Origin of the sequence: Bacillus pacificus (assembly GCF_020861345.1) — a bacterium.
Lineage (GTDB): Bacteria > Bacillota > Bacilli > Bacillales > Bacillaceae_G > Bacillus_A > Bacillus_A pacificus.
On record NZ_CP086328.1, the window covers coordinates 3,205,909 to 3,224,379 of the forward strand.

At 33.4% G+C, this 18,471-nt stretch carries 18 protein-coding genes and 2 pseudogenes; 6 read left to right on the plus strand and 14 right to left on the minus strand.

Going from position 1 to position 18,471, the window contains the following annotated elements; all coding sequences use genetic code 11:
* Nucleotides 1–22: 22 nt before the first annotated feature.
* From LMD38_RS16780 to LMD38_RS16790, 3 genes and pseudogenes are all read right to left on the minus strand, one after another.
* The gene (locus tag LMD38_RS16780) at nt 23–895 is read right to left on the minus strand and encodes an aminoglycoside 6-adenylyltransferase (RefSeq protein ID WP_016717235.1); all 873 of its coding nucleotides are present in this window, start codon (nt 893–895) and stop codon (nt 23–25) included.
* 133 nt (nt 896–1,028) lie between these two features.
* Nucleotides 1,029–1,424, minus strand: a pseudogene (locus LMD38_RS16785) (O-methyltransferase); the annotation flags it as partial.
* A 113-nt stretch (nt 1,425–1,537) separates the two neighbouring features.
* Entirely contained in the window at nt 1,538–2,257 is a 720-nt protein-coding gene (locus LMD38_RS16790; RefSeq protein ID WP_000818985.1) for a 3-ketoacyl-ACP reductase, read from the minus strand.
* Between the two features lie 196 nt (nt 2,258–2,453).
* On the opposite strand from LMD38_RS16790, the gene LMD38_RS16795 reads away from it, so the two are divergent.
* The gene (locus tag LMD38_RS16795) at nt 2,454–3,038 is read left to right on the plus strand and encodes a DUF3139 domain-containing protein (RefSeq protein WP_061182718.1); all 585 of its coding nucleotides are present in this window, start codon (nt 2,454–2,456) and stop codon (nt 3,036–3,038) included.
* A gap of 23 nt (nt 3,039–3,061) precedes the next feature.
* Here the strand turns inward: LMD38_RS16795 and hitS are convergent, their stop codons facing one another.
* From hitS to LMD38_RS16810, 3 genes are all read right to left on the minus strand, one after another.
* Nucleotides 3,062–4,135, minus strand: a complete 1,074-nt coding sequence (gene hitS / locus LMD38_RS16800; RefSeq protein WP_001254314.1) for an envelope stress sensor histidine kinase HitS — start codon at nt 4,133–4,135, stop codon at nt 3,062–3,064.
* Nucleotides 4,132–4,809 (minus strand): envelope stress response regulator transcription factor HitR, encoded by a 678-nt coding sequence (gene hitR / locus LMD38_RS16805; protein WP_061182716.1) that lies wholly within the window; start codon nt 4,807–4,809, stop codon nt 4,132–4,134. The genes hitS and hitR overlap by 4 nt, the downstream gene beginning before the upstream one ends.
* Before the next feature lie 88 nt (nt 4,810–4,897).
* Nucleotides 4,898–6,658 (minus strand): ABC transporter ATP-binding protein, encoded by a 1,761-nt coding sequence (locus LMD38_RS16810; protein ID WP_061182715.1) that lies wholly within the window; start codon nt 6,656–6,658, stop codon nt 4,898–4,900.
* Nucleotides 6,659–6,897: 239 nt separating this feature from the next.
* Here LMD38_RS16810 and LMD38_RS16815 point away from each other — a divergent pair, with 239 nt between their 5' ends.
* Nucleotides 6,898–7,662 (plus strand): alpha/beta fold hydrolase, encoded by a 765-nt coding sequence (locus LMD38_RS16815; protein WP_001194311.1) that lies wholly within the window; start codon nt 6,898–6,900, stop codon nt 7,660–7,662.
* A 97-nt stretch (nt 7,663–7,759) separates the two neighbouring features.
* On the opposite strand, the gene entFM is transcribed toward LMD38_RS16815, so the two are convergent.
* Complete coding sequence (gene entFM, locus LMD38_RS16820) at nt 7,760–9,040, minus strand: enterotoxin EntFM (protein WP_000755519.1); 1,281 nt, start codon at nt 9,038–9,040, stop codon at nt 7,760–7,762.
* Nucleotides 9,041–9,751: 711 nt separating this feature from the next.
* Here entFM and LMD38_RS16825 point away from each other — a divergent pair.
* On the plus strand, nt 9,752–9,922 hold the full coding sequence (locus LMD38_RS16825; RefSeq protein WP_061182306.1) for a hypothetical protein: 171 nt from the start codon (nt 9,752–9,754) through the stop codon (nt 9,920–9,922).
* Between the two features lie 108 nt (nt 9,923–10,030).
* Here the strand turns inward: LMD38_RS16825 and LMD38_RS16830 are convergent, their stop codons facing one another.
* Nucleotides 10,031–10,633, minus strand: a complete 603-nt coding sequence (locus LMD38_RS16830) for a nitroreductase family protein (RefSeq protein ID WP_201027230.1) — start codon at nt 10,631–10,633, stop codon at nt 10,031–10,033.
* 243 nt (nt 10,634–10,876) lie between these two features.
* Entirely contained in the window at nt 10,877–11,830 is a 954-nt protein-coding gene (locus tag LMD38_RS16835) for a D-alanyl-D-alanine carboxypeptidase family protein (RefSeq protein WP_000825886.1), read from the minus strand.
* Nucleotides 11,831–12,036: 206 nt separating this feature from the next.
* Here LMD38_RS16835 and LMD38_RS16840 point away from each other — a divergent pair.
* The 3 genes and pseudogenes from LMD38_RS16840 to LMD38_RS16850 form a co-directional block, all read left to right on the plus strand.
* Nucleotides 12,037–12,381, plus strand: a pseudogene (locus tag LMD38_RS16840) (LD-carboxypeptidase); the annotation flags it as partial.
* Between the two features lie 182 nt (nt 12,382–12,563).
* A complete protein-coding gene (locus tag LMD38_RS16845) occupies nt 12,564–12,905 on the plus strand; it encodes an EamA family transporter (RefSeq protein WP_062821934.1) in 342 nt (113 codons plus the stop codon).
* Nucleotides 12,898–13,236: an EamA family transporter gene (locus LMD38_RS16850; RefSeq protein WP_001089868.1), complete on the plus strand. Its 339-nt coding sequence runs from the start codon at nt 12,898–12,900 to the stop codon at nt 13,234–13,236. The genes LMD38_RS16845 and LMD38_RS16850 overlap by 8 nt, the downstream gene beginning before the upstream one ends.
* Nucleotides 13,237–13,271: 35 nt before the next feature.
* Here LMD38_RS16850 and LMD38_RS16855 read toward each other — a convergent pair whose 3' ends face one another.
* The 5 genes from LMD38_RS16855 to LMD38_RS16875 form a co-directional block, all read right to left on the minus strand.
* Nucleotides 13,272–13,718 carry a DUF6376 family protein gene (locus LMD38_RS16855; protein WP_000695208.1) on the minus strand — a complete coding sequence of 149 codons (447 nt, stop codon included), beginning with the start codon at nt 13,716–13,718 and terminating at the stop codon, nt 13,272–13,274.
* Between the two features lie 91 nt (nt 13,719–13,809).
* The gene (locus LMD38_RS16860; protein ID WP_000459104.1) at nt 13,810–14,031 is read right to left on the minus strand and encodes a hypothetical protein; all 222 of its coding nucleotides are present in this window, start codon (nt 14,029–14,031) and stop codon (nt 13,810–13,812) included.
* A gap of 128 nt (nt 14,032–14,159) precedes the next feature.
* Complete coding sequence (locus tag LMD38_RS16865) at nt 14,160–14,726, minus strand: acyltransferase (protein ID WP_062821935.1); 567 nt, start codon at nt 14,724–14,726, stop codon at nt 14,160–14,162.
* Nucleotides 14,719–15,849 carry an aminotransferase class I/II-fold pyridoxal phosphate-dependent enzyme gene (locus tag LMD38_RS16870; RefSeq protein WP_000427944.1) on the minus strand — a complete coding sequence of 377 codons (1,131 nt, stop codon included), beginning with the start codon at nt 15,847–15,849 and terminating at the stop codon, nt 14,719–14,721. Before LMD38_RS16870 ends, LMD38_RS16865 begins: the two co-directional genes overlap by 8 nt.
* A 19-nt stretch (nt 15,850–15,868) precedes the next feature.
* On the minus strand, nt 15,869–18,430 hold the full coding sequence (locus tag LMD38_RS16875; protein ID WP_062821936.1) for a glycosyltransferase: 2,562 nt from the start codon (nt 18,428–18,430) through the stop codon (nt 15,869–15,871).
* Between the last annotated feature and the right edge of the window lie 41 nt (nt 18,431–18,471).

Sequence of the window (18,471 nt, forward strand, 5' to 3'; positions counted from 1 at the left end):
ACAGTCTTACTACTTACTATTGTTAATAAATTGATGTGCTATCTTTTGGTAAAGCTTTCACATGTTTTAAATAACTCGTCACTCTGTCATCATCACCTTGCGGGTACTGATATCCATAAGCGCTAGCAATTTCATTCGCCACTTCCCTAAATAAATCACCCATGACAAAGAATGATTCCCATATGTTTTCATATTCTGCATTAGAAAATGTCTTTTTAAATTGCTCCCACATATCTCCTTCGAAATATTGCTCAAAATGCTTTCCAAACTTCCCTGCATTAACTGTAAAGTCTGTTTTCATACCAATATGCCATTCTAGCATTACGATGAACATATCTCGCACCGGACCATCAAGCATTCCTTTTGCATAAGAAAGCTCTTCTCTCCATAATCCTTTTGCCACATTCGTACTACACCACCAAAATTCATTACAGCAACCTAAAAACTCTTTTTCTGTAGGCTTTTTTATTAAGTAATCTTTATCGCTTGCTGGCGGGAATTCTTCCATACAATTATCTTTATCGAGAAGTAATTTACTTAAGCTATCTTGTCCAACGAACTTTTTTATTAAATCAACCGGAACTAATGTTAAATCAATCCGATTTCCATCCATGAACTGCATTAAATACGGAAACTTCCCGTCTCCATCTGGTGGAACTAATAACATTTCTTCTGGCATTTGTACAATCATTATTTCTCCAAACCTATGAATCCAATTATGATTAGACGTAAAAGAGCGTATATCTTTTACAACATATATAATATCGTAGTCTTGAAAACAATCTCTTTTCACATTTGGATTTACACGCGATCCATTCATGATGACAGCTCGAATTCTTTCATCCTCTTTTGCTGTATTTATAATTAAGTCCAGCATTTCTTTTTCAGTTCTCATCTATTCCTAACCTCCAATTTTTAATATAAACTTATATTTTGAAGTACGTTGGAGGTCCACGAGCTAACTGCGTTGTATACGATACATGTTATAACTTTTCAAACATCTTTTTCATTCTATTTATCTCCTTTCGTTATTCTTTTACGACTGCCATTATAAATCCATCGTACCCTTTACTTCCGACTGTTTGAAGCGCTGTAGCACTTACACGTGGCTCAGCAGCTATTAGCTCATAGAAGCGACGTATCCCTTGTACGCGAGGGTCATTACTCGTATTGTCAATCACTTCTCCTTCACGTACTACGTTATCCCCAATAATTACAGTACCGGGGCGTGATAGTTTCAGTGCCCATTCAAAATAAGCAGGGTTATTTTGTTTATCAGCGTCTATAAAGATAAAATCAAATGGTTCATACTTCTCATTTTCTATTTGTTGTAAAGAATCTAAAGCTAATCCTGTTCGCACTTCAACTCTATCATTCAAATTAGCGCGTTCAATATTGCTACGCGCAATGTCAGCATGCTTTTCTACTATCCACTTTTGATTATACCGAAAATTCTGTCTCATATGCAAAAAATAAAGAAGGGACATCTACTTCATTACAAAATAGATATCCCTTCTTTTGTTTATACATGTATCCCTTACGGATTAGTAGACCAAAGTCCTGCTGATTTAATAAATGTACGTTTATTTAATTTCAGCTGCGCTACGATAAACTCTGCAATATCTTCTGCTTGCATTACTTTATCCGGATTTCCGTCAGTTAATCCTAAATCAACAGCCATGTCTGTTGCTACTGTACTTGGAGTTAAAGCTGTTACACGAATGTTATGTTTGCGAACTTCCATCGCTAACGATTCTGTTAAGCCAAGAACACCAAATTTAGAAGCACTATATGCACTTGTTACAGGTGCACCTTTTTGTCCTGCTGTAGATGAAATATTAATAATATCACCAGATTGTTGTTCAATCATGCTTGGTAAAGCTGCGCGAGTTGCATAGTATACACCCATTAAGTTTACTTGAATGATTTTTTCCCAATCAGCAACGTCTAATTCTAAAAACTTACCGAATTTAGAAATACCAGCGTTATTAATTAAAATATCGATAGATCCTAAACCGTTTTTTAACGTTTCAATTGCAGTAGTTACCTCTTCATATGAAGAAACATCAGCAGTCGCAATAACAGCTTTTACGCCTTCTGCTTCTACTTCTTTCGCTACAGCTTTTAAGTTTTCTTCTGAACGAGCTAAAAGACCGACATTTACGCCTTCTTTCGCTAATGCGATCGCTACAGCGCGACCAATCCCTCTACCTGCTCCTGTAATTAAAGCATTTTTGCCTTGTAATAATTCTGCCAAGTATAACACTCCTTAATCATCTCAGTTATGTACTATATGAAAATTGTATCTATGTTTATGTAAAAAGGCAATGATGCACTTTCATGTGCGTAGGTTACTTGTAGGTAACTATAGAAATTTTTTATTTATAATTCTTATGGATTTGCCATAATTCATGTAAAATAAAAATAAATTCTACATAGGAGAGTATATGTGTATGACAAGAAAAAAATGGTTCTTGCCACTAACTGCAGTCGGACTATGCATCATATTTTTGGCTATGTACTTTATATTTGGTAATCCACTACATTATAAAGTAATAAAAAAAGATACTAACGAATATCTCCATACTATAAAAGGATATAAGCAAAAAGAAATACAAAGCATAACCGGAAAATATACTCCTCTTTATAATATCGGCTATTATGCGGAAGTCGTATATAAAGACGAACCTTATTTTACATACTCTTATACATACGATAATAATAAAATAATACAAGACAACGGCATTTTAGGAAGACATACTGAGTCATTTGAAAATCTTAATTTAAACTGGTCATTGTTTGACGAGTTAGTAGACGGTATTCATAAAAACTTGCAAGAAAGAGGTTTAAGTAAAAAGAAAGATTATTCTATACGCCATGTTCAATTCGTTGATATTGATGATGATAAAAACGGTGCAGAAGCATACGTTGACTTTAAAAAAGATAAAGAATCTGATTACTCATACCGTATGAATAGTGAAGGAAAAGCTTATCAGTATAGCTGCAGCAATGGTAAATGTACGTATAAAGAAAAATAGTGTTAGAAGATATGCCCCTAACACTATTTCTCTTTATACTTAGGAATACACACAATAAATTCCGTACCCTTCCCTTCCTCACTCTCGACTTTTATTTCTCCTTGATGAAGGTCAAGTACTTTTTTTACGATAGCCAAACCTAAGCCACTTCCTCCATAAGCACGATTTCGTGAAGAATCCGCTTTATAAAAGCGCTCAAAAATATGTTGCTTCTGTTCTTTTGATATACCAATTCCTGAATCGCGAATACGTACTTCCACTACTTTCTCATATTCTTTTAACTGAATTGTAATCGTGCCACCATTTGGCGTAAATTTAATACTATTATGAATTAAATTTATCCAAACTTGACTCATACTTTCTTGGTCAGCAGTAATGTGCACTTTCTCTAAATTAAGTTCCAATTCAATTTCTTTTTCAGCCCAGAGCGGTTCACTATTTAACACAATTTGCTTTAACTGTTGATCTAATCGATAAGTCGCTCTTTCTGGTGTATATTCTTCCGACTCTAAAAGGGTAAGCTTCAGTAAATTTTGACTTAGTTTAGATAATCTCGTCGTTTCCGTTTCAATAATGGTAAGGTAATGCTCTCTCTTTTCCTCGGAAAGATTGTTATCTTGTAGCGCTCTAGCAAATCCTTTTATAGAAGTTAATGGTGACTGTATTTCATGAGAAACATTCGATACAAATTCCTGGCGCATTTTCTCCATCGCATTTAGTTCATCTGTCATATCATTTATACTTTTTACGAGCACACCAATTTCTCCATCATATTTCTCTTCATTTCGTATTTTTACGGAGAAGTCCCCTTTTGCAATTTTTTGTATCGGTTCAATAATAGTCCAAATCATCGCCTCTCGCTTCGGTCTCATTAATACCCCAATCAACACCCAAATAAGAACAATAAATACAAAGCCGACCATATCACTAATTAAAAAAGTAACAAAAGGTGATACTTGTATTTCAAGAGCATTTATTACACTTGATGATACATAAAAGGCTATAGACCAAATTATTGTGAGAAAAGAAAAGAGAGCTAGTACCGCTCCAATTATTTTCAATATCTTCACCTTATTCATTCGCTCTCTTCTTCTCATTTACTTACCTCTAAGCGATATCCTAAGCCTCTTATCGTTTTAATACTAAATTTCGACTTCTCTTCTTGGAACTTCTCACGTAACCGATTTATATGAACGTCTAGTGTACGCTCATTCCCTTCAAAATCATATCCCCATACATCTTCAATTAATTGCTCTCTCGAACAAGTCCTTCCCGCTTTAGAACCTAAAGTAAAGAGCAATTCGAATTCTTTTAGTGGTAACGTAACCGTTTGTTCTCCGGTTATAACTTCAAATGTTTTACGGTTTAACAGTACATTTCCAACTTGAATTGATTGCGACACAGTAATTTGATAACGTTTCAATAACGCCTTTACCCTCACTACTAGTTCTATCGGATCAAATGGTTTTACAAGATAATCATCCGTACCAAGATGAAACCCTTTTACTTTTTGAGATGTTTCTCCTTTAGCAGTTAGCATCAAAATAGGGATATCATAGTATTTTCTTAATTCAAAACATACATCAAATCCATCCATATTCGGCATCATGATATCAAGAATAACCATATCAACTTTCACTTCATCTATTTTTTGAAGTGCATCTAGACCATCAATTGCTTCATATGTTTGAAATCCTTCCCGCTCTAAAAATACAGAAACAAGTTCTCTAATATGTGGATCGTCATCTACTATTAAAATTTTTGGTAGCAAAGAAAACCTCTCCTTTCTACGTAGCATCTTTTATATAACTTGTAAAAATGAATCATCAGCGGAGTATAAGCCCCACTGATGATTCATTTTATAATACGCCCTCTTTAATTTTCAATTGTTGCGTTGCAAATTCACGATACATGTCATGTGTGCGTAACAATTCATCATGTGTACCGCTTCCTGTAAGATTCCCTTTTTCTATAAAAATAATTTTATCTGCATCTACTACAGTAGAAAGTCTATGTGCAATAACTAACGTTGTTCTGCCTTTCATTAAGTTATTTAATGCCTTTTGAACGACAGACTCTGATTTACTATCTAAACTAGAAGTTGCTTCATCTAACATAAGAATTTGTGGATTTCGAAGTAACGCTCGGGCAATGGCAATTCGCTGTCTTTGTCCTCCAGAAAGTTTCACACCACGTTCTCCAACTTCTGTTGCATATCCATTTGGCAAATCATGAATAAATGCATCAACGTATGCCATCGCCGCTACTTTTTCAATTTCTTCATCTGTCACTTCTCCCTCAACGCCGTAACAAATGTTATCCCGAATCGTTCCATCAATTAACGGACTATCTTGTGAAACGTAACCAATTTGACGTCGCCATGATTGTAATGAATAGTTCGTAATTGCATCTTTCCCTAATTTAATAGCACCGCTAGTTGGCTCATAAAAACGTTCTAATAGTGAAAATAATGTCGTTTTCCCGCTACCACTTGGCCCTACGATCGCTGTTACTTTTCCTGATTTAATTGTGAAATCAATATTCTTTAACACTTGCTCTTCTTCGTTATACTCGAAATATACATTTTCAAGAACAATTGGTTGCTTAGCATTTGTGACTTTCACACCAGTTTCATGGTCTTCTACTTCATATTCTAAAATAGTATTAATTCTTTCCGTTGCACCAATTGCCTTTTGGAATTGTGTAAAGAACATAGATAATTGACTCATCGGCATTATAATTTGAACTAAATATAAAATAAACGCTACTAGTTCCCCAGTTGTTAATGCACCGCTAGAAACTCGCATCCCGCCATATCCTACGATAATAACAAGTAATGCCATTAAAACAAACGACATAACTGGTGAAATTAACGCTTGCACTTTTCCCTCTTTCAAACCAAATTGCAATAACTTCTCGATACCTTTATTTCCAGTTTCATATTCTCTTTTTTCTGTGTTCGAAGATTTCACTAAACGAATTTCTGATAATACTTGCGTTAGCACACTTGTAAAAGAAGCTGTTTCATCTTGAAGCGCTTTTGAAATCTTATACATTTTTCGTCCTAGTGGAACTAAGATCAGTACTGATAATGGAATAACCGTTAAAAGTAAAAGTGTCATTTTCCAATCTAAAACAAATAATACGATTAATGATCCGACAATTGAAATACCGCCTGTTAATAAATTTGACAAATGCTCAGAAATTAATGTCTTCACAACACCTGTATCATTTGTCATTCGGCTAATTGTATCGCCTGTTCTATTTTGATCATAATAAGATACTGGCAATATAAGTACCTTTTTCCACAAACGTTCTCTCAGTCCGGCTACAATCTTCTGCCCGATATAATTTAGTAAATATATAGATAATCCTGCAGCTATAGTTTGCATAATAAAGAATGCAACTAGCCCAACAATTTGTCCTGTACTAATTGACGAAAGTGAAAAATTATCTACTAATCCTTTTGTTAACATCGGAATAAATAAACTCGCTCCCGTAGAAAGCAAACTCATGAATAACGCAAAAACAAGAATCCCTTTCGAAGGATTTGTATCTTGAATAAGGCGTAAAAACTGCCTCCAACTCCCTTTTTTCTTTATTTCATTTCTAACTTCCATTTCTGTCATCTCCTCGTGTTAAACAAAACTGTTCTTTCTAAAAATAGAATACAATACAAATGTAAACTGAATGTAAACACACTTTTTCTGTTTTTACAAAATATACATAAAAACTCATCTTTACAACAGATATAAACATCTGATATTATTACCTGGTACTTAATATTGTTCTATGTGAATGATAGATAACTAATTTACAATACTATATAAATCTCCAGTTATTGAAAGGAGTATCCTTTTTGCAAACAAATATACATTCTAAAAAGGAAACAATTATTTTTATTCATGGTTTAGTCGGCAATCGTCGTGCTTTCAAAAAAGAGCATAAACGGTTTTCCGCCTCTTACAACATTATTACTTATGACTTATTAGGTCACGGCGATGATAAAGGAGAAGCTATCGAATTTTCATTACAGCGTCTCGTTGATCAATTATTGAATTTATACGAAAAAGAAGGCATTCAAAAAGCTCATATTTGCGCTTTAAGCTACGGCTGTTATATCTCTACCATTTTTGCACAAATGCATCCAGAAAAAGTTTTGAGCATTTGTCATATTGGTGGACATTATAATAACCCTTCCCTTTTATATAACGTATTTCAAAAGTTTTGGGAGAAGCGAGGAGACGATTACTCTAAATGGCTCTCTCAATACGCAAATACCATTTTTCCAAGTGGCATACTAAAGGCAAATCCGTTCGCAGTCATTTCAAGAAATATTTATTATCGGTTCGGATTGCAATTACATTCATCAATTATTGCTCAATCATTACGTCACCGGTTAGAATTCGATTTAAAATCTAAATTAAAATCACTTCCCCACCCTATTCTATGGGTAATGGGCGAACATGATCATCTCTATAAATCTTGTCTTTTTGATTTAAAGTCCATTCTTCCTAACGTTTTATATAAAGAAATACCGTTAGCAGGACATGCAGCAAACTTATTCCGCCCCAACTACTTTCATGATCTATACGCTCGATTTTTAAACGGGAAGTTACAGTAAAAACTATTACCTTCCAATTTATTAAACTATAAAAAGGCTTCCCAAGTTTCCCTGGAAAGCCTTTTCTCTATACGAAAAGTATATAATCTACTTTTTCTTAGTATGCTTTTGTGTAACCTAATAGGTGCTTGCTCCAGTAAGAGTTACTTACAGAACTAATACGTACACCAGTTGCATCAGTTTCTGCACTAATGAACTGACCGTTTCCTAAGTAAACACCCATGTGAGAAGGACCTGATTTATAAGTGTTTTGGAAGTATACTAAATCACCTGGTTGTGGATTGCTAGTTTTTGTTTTAGAGCTCCAGTATCCAGCAACTGTTTGACGAGCGCCTTTATGACCAGTTTGATTTAATACGTAGTGAATGAATCCACTGCAATCAAAACCAGCAGGTGTTGTACCAGCTGTTCTGTATGGTGAACCATTTAATGATCTAGCGAATCCAGCGATTGAAGATGTATCTCCACCAGTTGTTGGCTTTTGTACGTCTTTACCTGGTTGTTGAACGTTATTTGTAACGTTATTGTTATTTGTAACGTTGTTTACTCCGCCTTTTACAAACTTAACGAAGTCTGCACTTACGTAACCTGTGCGGCCGTTATGGTTAATTTTGTACCAACCATTTTCAGCGCCAGTAACGTTTAATACTGTACCGTTTGTTACACCACCGATTACAGCGTTGTATGTAGCTGGGCCTGTACGTACTTTTAAAGCACCAGTGTTAACAACATAAGAACCACCAGTTTGAACTGTAGTAGTATTGTTGTTTGTAGTTGGTTGTTGTGTTTGGTTAGATACAGCAGAACCACCTTTTGTGACGAAGTCTTTGCTTACGTATCCAGTTCCACCATTGAAATTGATTTTAAACCAATCTTGTACTTCACCAACAACTTGTACTGTTTTACCTTTATTTACAGAGCCTAATACTGTATGAGATGTACTTGGGCCTGTACGTACGTTAAGTGAAGAAACGTTTACTGTGTAAGTACCAGTTCCTTGTTGAACAGTAGTTCCTGTTTTACCACCAGTCGTTACGAAGTCACCACTTACATAACCAGTTTGACCGTTTACAGTTACTTTGAACCAACCGTTTTCTTGTCCAATTACTTGTAGTACTTGACCTTGTTTTACTTTAGAAATAACGCTATGTCCTGTACCAGCACCTGAACGAACATTTAATACATCAGCAGTTACTGTGTATTTTAAGTCAGATTTTGTTTCTACAGTTTTTGTTTCAGTTACAGTCGTTTGTGTTTGAGTTTGTCCATTAATTTCTTTTAGCGCTTCGTTTGAAACTTGTGCATGAGCAGAATCCATACCTGGAACTGCAACACCTGCTACTGAAGCTGCTGCTAAACCTGCAATTACTTTTTTCATAAGTTGTCTTTACTTCCTTTCCCTACTATCCTCTTAAAAAAAACTTATAAACTTAATACTTTACAATATTATCAAAGTAAAATATTCATTAAGTTCCATTTTTTAACAAGAGTTTTATTTTTCACACAGAGTTCATTTTAAACGAGCGAAGTGAAATCCGTGTGAACTTCATGTGAACTTTACCATTAAACTTACTCTTTTTGCAATGCTTTTTTTATATTTCTTATGTATTTTATTGAAAATTCGACATACCATTCATTATCTTAGTATATATTTTCTATCCACTTAAAAAAATTCTATTCATCTAACACAATGCAAAGAATGTATTTCCTAGTATAGTTCTTCCTATGAAGGATACTCTTATCATGACAAAAAACACTTTTTTTATCAATAGTATAATATTTTTAGAAAACTATTTTTGATACTATCTATCGCTTTTAAAAGATTTGACGATTTGTAAGATTTAACTTCAAAAATTCTGTTCTAATTTGACGAAAATGTACATTCCACTAACTATTTTTCACTACATATGGAATTTTCAGGATATTTATATTATTATATATACAGTGGTACCTTAATCCATACAAATATTATCCACCCTACCCGGAAACCAATCGAACTTTTACAGGTCGGTATTCTCCACTTAACATTGAATTTTGAGATGGAAGCCTTATTGCCTGCAAATAGTGAAATCAAAAAGGAGGTATATTTATGAAAAATATAATAGATAATCCTATCAATAAAAATATAGAACTGTACTATGCTTTTTTTCAATTCGTTTCAATTATTACCTTACAAAAAATATCAACTGTTGAAACACGTAAAAACGAATTAAAAGATCAGATGAAAAATTCCTATCAAAAAAATCCTTACTACTTATAAAAAGGTGAACAGGTTGTATCCCTGTTCACCTTTTTATAAGTAGCAAAACCCCGATTGGTTCAAATAATAATTAGTGGGGGATAAACAATTCCCCCGCTCGTTCCTACATTATTTATAAATTTTCACACGTTTTTCTAAAGGCTGGTATTCTTTTTCACCTGCAGGTACAACTGGTTTACCAAACGGCATTTGCGCAATAAGCTTCCAATTTTCTGGAACCCCCCATTCTTTTCTCACTTCTTCATCAATTAATGGATTGTAATGTTGCAATGTAGCACCAAACCCTTCAATTTCCAAAGCTGTCCAAATTGCAAATTGTAACATTCCTGAGGATTGCTGAGACCAAATTGGAAAGTTCTCTTTGTATAATGCAAATTTTTCTTGCAGTTCTTCCACCACTTCACTATCTTCGAAGTATAGAACTGTTCCATAACCACTTTTAAATGCATTCATTTTTTCTTCCGTAGAAGCGAAGTTATTTTCAGGTACAATTTTTCGTAACGTTTCTTTCGTAATATCCCATAACTTATCGTGTTGTTCTCCAAGCAAGACGACAACGCGAGCACTCTGAGAGTTAAAAGCTGAAGGTGTATGTTTTACAGCATGATAAATTACTTCTTGAATTTTTTCATCAGAAACTACTTGTTCTTTACTAATTGCGTAAATAGATCTTCTGTCTTCAATTGCTGAGTAAAAATCTTTTGCCATCATAATTCCCTCCAATTTTCATTTGAGGCTTTTTCCTATGTACACATCATATGCCCCTCAAAACTTATCATTAATAAGTTTCTAACTTTATAATATAAACAAACAATAATAAACTCAAATAATAACACTCACATTTTTTACCTTTTTACTTTATTAGTGCTAAAAAATAAAAGGCAATTTGTTGTTACCGATAATACGTAACAACAAATTGCCTTTCTTATATGATGATCCAACTCAGTATTTCACTTAATTAACTAAGCCAAATGCATAAGACATTAGCTTATTCGTCTCTGTAAAACGCTTTGTTTTACCTTTTGTTCCCATAACAACTGTAATAATACGAGTATCACCTTGTTTTGCTGTACCCGTAAAACAATACCCTGCGCTATCTGTAAATCCTGTTTTTAATCCGTCTATTCCTTCTATATATAAAGCTTTATTATTTTTGTTTAACATATCATTTGTACTTATAACATTAATATTATTAAATGCTAACTGACTTTGACGTAAGTGAGTCACTTCTAATATTTCTGGGTAATCTTTTATAAGATGATACGCCAAGTTTGCTACATCACCAGCCGTCATTTTTGTTTCACTTCCATCGGGCTCTTGTAATCCAGAAGCATTTGCAAATTTAGCATGTTCCGACATTTTTAACTGTTTCGCTTTTGCATTCATAAGCTGAACGAAATCTTTCTCCGATTTTGCCATATGTTCTGCTAAAGCCACAGCTGAATTATTAGCTGACTCAATCATTAATGCATGATATAAATCTTTAACAGTTAATGTGTCATTAACTTGTACTGGGATTCTCGCTCCCTCTGTTTGTGCCGCTTTCGCACTCATTTTCACCGGATCTTCCCAGCGAACTTTCCCATTATGTACATTTTCTAATAGAAGATATGCTGTCATCATCTTAGACATACTAGCTGGCGCAAAAGCCTCATTTTCATTATGTTGATAAATAATATCTCCATTACTCGCATCAATAATCATAGCTGCTTTTGCATCAATTTCCGGTGGTATGTACTTTGGTGGGACTACTTTTTCAACTAATCCTGTTTTAGGTAGTTCTGCCACTTGTAAAGGTTGTCCCTCTATACTTGTTGCACTCTTTTGAGTTCCTTGGAATAAGAACCAACATATCCCTAAAACAATGACTAATAGGACTGTCAGCCTTCCCCATTTTAACCGCTTCATTTCAAAACTCCTTTAACAAACCTTTTATACACTCACATTTAACCATAACAACTTTCCCTTTATATCGTCAAGGTAAAAAGCATATTTATTCATCTACAGTAATTATTATTTCAATGCATGTATGTTACAATAACAATACCGAAATATAAGAATATTCAATGATAAATCCTTATGAATAAAACTATTAATAGAAAGGATTCATACAAATGCCACTTCCAAAATCATTAAAATACGGAAACACAATTGGGATTTACTCACCTTCTTCTCCAGTAACCTACACTTCTCCTAAAAGATTTGAACGAGCGAAATCTTACTTACAACAGAAAGGATTTCATATATTAGAAGGTTCACTAACAGGTCGATATGATTATTATCGTTCGGGTAGTATACAAGAGCGTGCTGAGGAACTAAATGCTTTAATAAGAAATCCTAATGTTTCTTGTATCATGTCAACAATTGGTGGCATGAATTCAAATTCCTTATTACCTTATATTGATTATGATGCTTTTCTAAATAACCCTAAAATAATGATTGGGTATTCAGATGCAACAAATAAAACGATACATATTATAGAATCTTAGAAAAAATGAATACATGGCTTTTATTGTTTTACAATAAAAGCCATGTTACTATATAATTTGGAATGTGAAAGATTAAACTAAATACGTTCCAATATCTATCATTAGAAAAATTAGGTATAAATATATATTTATATGCAAAAGAGAGTGAATAAATGAAACCAACTATTAAAAATTACTTATTTTTACATGTAGCTTTTTTGATATATTCTATCATTATGGTTTACATGAAATGGGCGGCTAAATTTCCCATTGCTTCCATCTCATTTTTTATTGCTTATTTCGGACTAGTTATACTTTTATTTGGATATGCAATTTTATGGCAACAAGTAATTAAACATTTCGAAATATCAAAAGCATATTCACATCGCGGGATTATTATACTATGGTCAATGCTTTGGTCAGTATTTCTATTTGGAGATACGATTAAGTGGAATCATTTACTTGGTGCAGCTATTATTATCGTCGGAATTGTGGTGGTGACAAAAGATGAATAGTTATATGTTATTATTTATTTTCGGGATAATTTTAGCTAATTACTCACAAATATTATTAAAAAAAGCTACTTTGCAACAATACGATTCTAGAATAAAAGAATATGTGAATCCTTATGTTATTATTGGCTACTCTTTATTTGTAATTAACGCTGGATTAAATGTTATCGCCATGAAGGGAATGGCATTAAAACAAGCATCAGCATTAGAATCCTTAAGTTATATCATCATATTAATTTTCGGTTGGTATTTCCTAGGAGAAAAAATAACGAAACGTAAACTCATCGGCAACATGATTATTATCGTTGGTGTAATCGTTTATTGTATCCAATAGTAAAAGGCTCCGTTTGTGATAAACGGAGCCTTTTACTATTGACCTAAATTTTGCACCTTATCTTTCAAATCTCGAACTTGATCTACCGTCTGCATAAGCTCAGAGTTTTTAAACTCTTCTACATTCACTTTCCCTTCTTCTATCTTTGTCATCGCCGTATCAATTAACGTATTTAACTTTTCGTTATATCCGACGATTTGCTGATGAAGATCCTTTGCTACATCAGGCGGTGTTAATTCATTAAAAACGGGTATATCTTGTTTAATTTCACTAAGCTTCGCTTCTAATTCTTTTCGAGCTTCACTATCATTAACAGCCTTTTCAGCTAATGCTGGTGCATCATTTGCAAATGCACTTATTTCATTTACATAATCTGTCGCTTTTTGAGCATAATCTATGGAGTTCTTTCCTTGTTCAACGAGTGAACATCCCATCAAACCAATTGTAACTATAAATACTAATAAAATTGATTTTATTTTCATTTTAGGCTCCCTTCGTCTTTATAATTGTCTGTAAGTTTCTCTATCCTAACTTCTAGCTACATTACTTATAACCTTTTTTTCAAATAGCTATTTACCCTCTTACATGCCCGATTACCGTTACAACATCTACTTCTATATGTACGCTAATAATATCTTCAATTATATCCGTATACCCTTGTCCTATAGCTGTTCCATAGTGTAATGTAAGCCCCTTCTTTTCATACACTGACTTTGGTACTGAAAAAATAAATCTCCTCAAATTTCTTTCATCAGCCGGTTCCATAATTAAAACAATCCCATCCTCATCAAACATATACGCTCGCCCTCCAACTTTACATTCACTATAGCTCAGTATTGCCTTGGTCAGCAAAATTTAAAACATAATACGTTTATATACACACTCTGCTGCACCATAAAAATAAAAAACATTCCTTCTTTTTGTTAAGAAGGAATGTTTTTTAAAAAATCAATTTCTAACTCTAGCATCTTTCTTTGACGAGGTTTTATTTTTCTTACGGGAACTCCAGCATAAATATACCAATCTTCTAAACTCTTTTTCACCATACTCATCGCACCTACTGCCGTGCCTTCTCCTATAGTTACATTTGGAAAAAGAATAGAATTAGCACCAATAATCGCATGTTTTTTTAAAATAACTTTTTCTGTTTTCACATTCCTATATTGATTCGGGACGGTTGGCCCCATTAATGTATTCCCACTGAAATCATCTAGTACTGCATATACGATTGTTTTAGCTGAGATATTTGCAAAGTCATGCATTTCAATTCCAACTTCCCCTCCATATAACGCTGTATACGCTGATATATGCGAATAACTTCCAATTGTGATTTTGCCACTTAAAATGCAAAAATCATCAATTCTTACATGATTACCAACTGATATAACACCTGGATTATATATACTTGCTTTTTTACTAATCAATACATTTTTCCCAACAGATAAAAATCCAATTTTCTTTAGCTCTTCTTGACTATAAAAACTATTCATCTGCCGACACCACCTTCTGTCCTAAACAGATTACAATTTGTTCTACTATTTCTTTCGTCATTCCTTCCCATAAAGGCAAACTTACTATTCGTTTTGCTATTTTATTCGTTCTTGTTAAATCTGTAGACTTATAGTTTCTAAAAAGAACTTGTTGGTGGCAAGAGGGCGAAAAGTATAATCTAGCTTCTATTTTCTGTTTTTTCAGGTCTTCTATTACTTGTTTGTTGCGAACTTCTTCCGGACAAAGAATAGGCATAAATTGCTGAATAACTGCTTCTGTCTTTTGGAGTTGCCACCCTTTTTTCATTAACCCATTACTTTGTAACAATTGTTTATACCATTCAGAAATACGGGTGCGTTCTTTTAATTTGTCATCCCATTTTTTCATAGTTGCAATCCCAATCGCGGCTGCGTATTCAGACATTTTACAATTAAACCCCATCATCGTACATTCACGATTTGTATCAAATCCGAAATTCCCCATTCTTTTAATACGTTGTATATCTTCTTCATTTTTACTATATATGAGCCCTCCTTCACCAATTCCGAAAGGCTTTGTTGCATGAAAGCTATATATGATCATTCCACTAAAATCTTGACCGTAATGCATCCCTCCATTCATTAATCCAAATCCCGGTGCCGCATCTACGACAACCGGAACACCTTTTTTCTCTAATTCTTCATATTCTTCTAAGTTCATCCATGAGCCAAAAGTTGCGTACGGGACAACAATCGCAACCTCTTCTTTTAATTCTTCAATCTTATCCCAGAGTACTGTTTTATCCATATACCAATCATCTATTGAAATATCAATAAAATAAGGTTCCAACCCACACCAAATAGCCGCTAATGGAGTTGCAGGGAATGTAAAACTAGGCATGAGGGCATACTTTCCTTTTTTTCTTTTCTTAAGTTGAATGGCCGCCATTAACCCTAACGTTGCGTTTGCTACTGTTGTAACAGCTCCCCTGTTCTGAAAAAATCCCGACATAATTGTTTGTTCAAAACGTTGATTTATAGGTCCATAATTCGTATATATGTGCGATGCATCAATTTCCTTCAATTCATCTAAATACTCAATTACTGGTACAGTTGAAGCACGTAAAAAAGGAATATTCTCCATATCTATTTATTCCTTCCTATCATTTTCGGACAATATAGAGCATATCTGTTTCAGATAATCCAAATTTCCTCGCACTTTTCATTCCTTGTCTTTCAGCTATGTTATATAATTCCACCTTAAATCCTGCATTCGTTAATCGTTGAATGAATCCCGATTGATTATAAATTCTCACATGATCTTCTTGACCAAAAGCTAATTTTCTCAATTGTGGTGTTACAATTAATTTATTCTCTATAATAGAATCTACATTCATTACGATTGGTACTTGAATAATTCCCCATCCATTTGGTTTTAAAACCCTATATAACTCTCGCATTGCTTTATCATCGTCAAGAACGTGTTCTAATACATGGCTACACAAAATTACATCAAACGTATTACTATCATATGTAATACTTGTAACATCAATTTCCTTCATTAATGGATCCTTTGGTTCTATATCCCCACATACATACGTAATATTTTTATACTCGTTAAACCAATCCCTTAAATTCGCTTCAGGTGCAATATGAAGCATAGTATATTTTCTACTTAACAAGTCCGTTTCCGTTTCAATGTACGCACGATACAATCTTTCACGATCCATTGAACTACAAACTGGACATATCCCTGTATCTTTATTCCACATCTCAAATTTATATTTCGGAAAATCATAATCTGCTGGCCAAGGTAAAAATTTTTCAAATTGTTGATTGCAATATTGACAATAACAAGGTTCTTTCTCAAACATATGAGCAACTAGCTTGTTTAATCCTTTTTTAATCTTTTCATTATAAATTTGATCTAGTTCTCCATTTTTTACTGCATCCTTAACTATAAATCCCGCATTTTCTAAACAATAAGATAGGCTCTCCTTATAATCCCTCTCAGAACTTAAAAACCCACTATTATATGCATCTATAATTAATTCAATCCACTCTTCAATTGTCATTAAAATAAAATGCATTTGTTTTTGATTTTGTCCACTATGTTGTCTAAAATAACTAAGAGGCTCTTTTATATAAACTACTTTCCCTTTCCTCATCATATCTAACCAAGTTGCAATGTCATTAATAGCAGAATAAGCCTTCCCTTTAAAATACCCAAACTTCCCTTCAAACAAGTTCCGATTAAACAGAACAGTTGTCGGCTCACCCACTATATTTTTTAAATTTTTCAATATGTAATTCCCTAATTCTTTTCCTTCAAAAAGTGTAGTTTCTTTCGCAATTTTCATATTCAAAGTTGAAGGTGGTAATATCTCACCGTTCTCATCAATCAGTTCACGATAAGACGTCACAAATGAAATATTTTCTAACGTCAAAAAGTATTTCATCATTCTCTCGATCTTTTCATGATGAAATAAGTCATCATCTAATAAAAAGTTTATATAATCCCCGTTCGCAAGTTCTATACACTTATTAAAGTTTTCAGCAACTAACGGAGTTTCATTTTTAACATATGTAATACACTCATATTCACGTAAATACGGTTGAATCATAGCATTGACTTCATTATTTGTACTGTCGTCAGAAATAATAATTTCAATATTTTCATATGTTTGATTCAGAGCGCTGTTAAGCGCCAATTCCAAGTAATACGGCCTATTATACGCAGGAATAAGTATACTTACTTTCGGTAAAGGCGAATTATTATTTATATGTTGTTTTTTCTTTTCTATGTTTATTTTCTTTTCTTTAATTTTTTGATAATAGTCTAATGTATATAATATTGATGGTGGAACTATCCTTCTTGCATAATCTAGAAAATTAGTTATCGCTTTATCTAACTCTTTTTCATTAGATAAGAAACCATATTTTTCTGCTACTAAAATACTATGTGAAAAATCTTCTAATCCATCCATCATTTTATTAGATTCATTTAACTGTTGATCTGGATGTAATCGAAAGTAACTCAGTGTCTCTGCTATATATACTGCTTTTCCTTTACTTAATAAAGATAACCATGAAGCTATATCTACGTTACAAAGATACCTCCTCTTATCAAAAATCCCATACGGTTCTTGTAAATCATTTTTACGAAATAAAACTGTTGTCGGTTCTCCAATATAATTTTTTTGATCGACAATTACCCTATTTGCTAATTCTGTTCCCTCTATAATCGTATCCTCTTTAAATAAACGGACAGTTGAATAAATATGTCGTAGTTCTTTCCCTTTTTCATCAATTACTTGACGATGAGATGTTACAAGCTTAATTTCATTAGCTAGATCATTGAAAAAATACTTCATCATTCTTTCAATTTTATTCACATGAAATAAATCATCATCCATTAAAAAGTTTATATACTCACCGTTCGCTTCATTAAATAACATGAGCGCATTTTCAAACTGTCCGAGAGTTGACTTGTTTTTTATATAAGTAATATTTGAATGATCACATAAGTATTTTTGTAACACCTTTTCTGTTTCGTCATTCGTGCTATCATCTCCAACTATAATCTCTATATTAGGGTACGTTTGTTCTAACACACTACATAACGCCTCTTCAAAGTAGCGTGGACGATTATATGTAGGAATTAATACACTTACCAACGGAAGTTGATCTACCACCTCTTCATTTCTTTCAATACGAGTTCTCATTTTACTCTCTCACCTCTTCGCATATTATTTATATACGCGAC

Coding starts and splice junctions, on each gene's coding strand:
- entFM (WP_000755519.1), bottom strand. CDS start 9,040: ATGAAAAAAGTAATTGCAGGTTTAGCAGCAGCTTCAGTAGCAGGTGTT.
- LMD38_RS16875 (WP_062821936.1), bottom strand. CDS start 18,430: ATGAGAACTCGTATTGAAAGAAATGAAGAGGTGGTAGATCAACTTCCG.
- hitS (WP_001254314.1), bottom strand. CDS start 4,135: ATGAGAAGAAGAGAGCGAATGAATAAGGTGAAGATATTGAAAATAATT.
- LMD38_RS16850 (WP_001089868.1), top strand. CDS start 12,898: ATGAATAGTTATATGTTATTATTTATTTTCGGGATAATTTTAGCTAAT.
- LMD38_RS16845 (WP_062821934.1), top strand. CDS start 12,564: ATGAAACCAACTATTAAAAATTACTTATTTTTACATGTAGCTTTTTTG.
- LMD38_RS16810 (WP_061182715.1), bottom strand. CDS start 6,658: ATGGAAGTTAGAAATGAAATAAAGAAAAAAGGGAGTTGGAGGCAGTTT.
- LMD38_RS16835 (WP_000825886.1), bottom strand. CDS start 11,830: ATGAAGCGGTTAAAATGGGGAAGGCTGACAGTCCTATTAGTCATTGTT.
- LMD38_RS16865 (WP_062821935.1), bottom strand. CDS start 14,726: ATGAATAGTTTTTATAGTCAAGAAGAGCTAAAGAAAATTGGATTTTTA.
- LMD38_RS16830 (WP_201027230.1), bottom strand. CDS start 10,633: ATGATGGCAAAAGATTTTTACTCAGCAATTGAAGACAGAAGATCTATT.
- LMD38_RS16795 (WP_061182718.1), top strand. CDS start 2,454: ATGACAAGAAAAAAATGGTTCTTGCCACTAACTGCAGTCGGACTATGC.
- LMD38_RS16855 (WP_000695208.1), bottom strand. CDS start 13,718: ATGAAAATAAAATCAATTTTATTAGTATTTATAGTTACAATTGGTTTG.
- LMD38_RS16825 (WP_061182306.1), top strand. CDS start 9,752: ATGAAAAATATAATAGATAATCCTATCAATAAAAATATAGAACTGTAC.
- LMD38_RS16860 (WP_000459104.1), bottom strand. CDS start 14,031: ATGTTTGATGAGGATGGGATTGTTTTAATTATGGAACCGGCTGATGAA.
- LMD38_RS16780 (WP_016717235.1), bottom strand. CDS start 895: ATGAGAACTGAAAAAGAAATGCTGGACTTAATTATAAATACAGCAAAA.
- LMD38_RS16870 (WP_000427944.1), bottom strand. CDS start 15,849: ATGGAGAATATTCCTTTTTTACGTGCTTCAACTGTACCAGTAATTGAG.